Below are 2,553 nucleotides of genomic sequence, written 5' to 3' on the forward strand. Positions count from 1 at the left end.
AGCGCGGTGGCCGCCCGCGGCGGCACCCCAGCGTCACCGCGGGCGGCGGCCTCCCGCAGCCCTTCCAGGGAGCCGAACCGGGTGATGAGCCGGGCGGCGGTCTTCTCACCGATGCCGGACACGCCGGGCAGCCCGTCCGACGGGTCGCCCCGCAGCATGGCCATGTCGGCATACGCCGGGCCCGCGTACTCGACGGGCAGGTCGTAGCGGCGCGCGACCTCGTCCGGACCGAGCACCTCCGCCTTGTTCCAGCCCTTGCCGACGTAGATCACCGACACCGGGGTGGGCTCGGCCCGCACCAGCTGGAACAGGTCCCGGTCCCCGCTGACCACCTCCACCGGGTCCCGCGTCTCCCGCGCGGCCAGCGCGGCGATGACGTCGTCGGCCTCGAACCCGGACGCCGAGGCCGTGGCCAGCCCGGCCGCGTCGAGCAGCTCCAGGATCACCGGCACCTGCGGGGTCAGCGTGTCGGGCACCTGTTCGGTGTCCGGACCGGCCTCGCCGGTCTCGGCCACCCGGTGCGCCTTGTAACTGGGCAGCGCCCGCACGCGGAACTCGGGCCGCCAGTCCGCGTCCAGGCAGGCCACCAGCCGCGCGGGCCGCCGGTCGGTGAGCACCCGGGCCACCGTGTCGGCGAACCCGCGCACCGCGTTGACCGGCATCCCGTCGGGTGCGGTCATCGACTCGGGCAGCGCGAAGTACGAGCGGAAGTACAGACTCGCGGCATCCAGCAGCACCAGCGGGGCGTCCACGCGCTCAGCCTGCCACACCCGGCGGGATCGGCGCGCGGCACCGGAGACGGTCGGTGCTTATGCTGGCACCCACCTCGAAACACCGACGCGCGGGAGGCACATCCGTGGGTACCGGAGCCGTCGTGGCGATCGTGGTCGCCGTCGTGGTGGTGCTGGCGCTCGTGATCTGGGCCGTGTCCGGATACAACGGGCTGGTGCGGCGCCGCAACGGCTACCAGAACGCCTTCGCCCAGATCGACGTGCAACTCACACGCAGGCACGACCTGATCCCCAACCTGGTGGAGACGGCCAAGGGCTACCTGCGTCACGAACAACAGACGCTGGAGTCGGTGACCGCCGCGCGCAGCGGGGCGGTGCGCGCGCAGGAGCAGGCCCGGGGCAACCCGGGTGACCCGTCGGCGATGCAGGAGCTCTCCGGCGCCGAGACCGCGCTGACCCAGTCGCTGGGGCGGCTGCTGGCCGTGTCGGAGTCCTATCCCGACCTCAAGGCCAGTCAGAACATGAGCCAGCTGTCCGAGGAGCTGACCTCCACCGAGAACCGCGTCGCTTTCGCCCGCCAGGCCTACAACGACGCGGTGCTGTCCTACAACAACAAGCGTGAGACGTTCCCGACGAACATGCTGGCGGGCATGTTCGGCTTCGGTCCCGCCGAGCCGCTGATCATCGACGAGCCGGAGCGGCGGCAGGCCCCGGACGTCTCCTTCTGACCCGGACCGGGCCCATGAACTTCTTCGAGCGTCAGCAGGCCGTGCGGACGGTGTCGGCGCGGCTGGTGTGGCTGTTCGCGGCGGCGGTGCTCGGGATCGTGGCGGTGGTCGATCTCGCGGCGTGGCTGGCGTTCGGCCTGTCCGATGCGCCCACCTCCACCGCGGTGGGCACGCTGGTCACCGTCAGCGTGGTCGCCGTCGCGCTGATCGGGGTGACCTCGCTGGTGCGGACGATGCTGCTGCGGCGCGGCGGCGGGCAGCGTGTCGCGGAGAGCCTCGGGGGCGTGCGGGTCGCCGACGACACCCGTGACCCGCGGTTGCGCAGGCTGCGCAACGTGGTCGAGGAGATCGCGATCGCGTCCGGCACACCCGTGCCCGACCTGTACGTGCTGCCGCACGAACCCGGCATCAACGCCTTCGCGGCGGGCTGGTCCCCGGCCAACGCGGCGGTCGCGGTCACCCGGGGCACCCTGGAACGGCTCAATCGTGCCGAGTTGCAGGGCGTGATCGCGCACGAGTTCAGCCACGTGGTCAACGGCGACATGCGCCTCAACATCCGCCTGATCGGGGTGCTGGCCGGGATCGTGGGCCTGGCGGTGGTCGGCCGGGTGCTGCTCGGCAGCGGACGGGCCGGGGGCCGTTCCGACCGCGGCAACAGCGCCGCACCCTTGATGCTGGTCGGGCTGGCCGCCCTCATCGCGGGCTGGATCGGGGTGCTGGCCGGCCGGCTGATCAAGGCGGCGGTGTCGCGGCAGCGCGAGTACCTCGCCGACGCCTCGGCCGTGCAGTACACCCGCCAGACCGAGGGCCTGGCCGGGGCGCTGAAGAAGATCGGTGGCCTGCCCGCGGGATCGACGGTGCGCAGCGGCAAGGTCGACGACGTCAGCCACATGCTTTTCGGTGAGGGCCGCAAGCTGTCGTCGTGGATGGCGACCCACCCGCCGCTGCCCGAACGCATCCGGCGGCTCGACCCGGCCTTCGACCCCGCCGAGCTCGACCGGCTCCGCCGCCGCTGGGCCGACCAGCCGCCGTCCGGACTCGCCGAGGACGAGGCACTCGGCCTGACCGGCGACACCGGCCCCGCACCACCGAGC

3 protein-coding genes are annotated in these 2,553 nt (G+C 72.8%); 2 read left to right on the plus strand and 1 reads right to left on the minus strand.

Annotated features, from left to right (window positions below):
• On the minus strand, nucleotides 1-752 hold a 752-nt coding region (locus SACSA_RS0118410), incomplete at its 3' end, for a 5'-3' exonuclease (protein ID WP_019819200.1).
• 104 nt (nucleotides 753-856) lie between these two features.
• On the opposite strand from SACSA_RS0118410, the gene SACSA_RS0118415 reads away from it, so the two are divergent.
• Together SACSA_RS0118415 and SACSA_RS23710 are read left to right on the plus strand one after the other, a co-directional pair.
• Nucleotides 857-1,459 carry a LemA family protein gene (locus SACSA_RS0118415; RefSeq protein ID WP_198009095.1) on the plus strand — a complete coding sequence of 201 codons (603 nt, stop codon included), beginning with the start codon at nucleotides 857-859 and terminating at the stop codon, nucleotides 1,457-1,459.
• A gap of 14 nt (nucleotides 1,460-1,473) precedes the next feature.
• A partial coding sequence (locus tag SACSA_RS23710; RefSeq protein WP_019819202.1) for a M48 family metallopeptidase occupies nucleotides 1,474-2,553 on the plus strand: 1,080 nt, incomplete at its 3' end.

Source organism: Saccharomonospora saliphila YIM 90502, from assembly GCF_000383795.1.
Taxonomy (GTDB): Bacteria; Actinomycetota; Actinomycetes; order Mycobacteriales; family Pseudonocardiaceae; genus Saccharomonospora; species Saccharomonospora saliphila.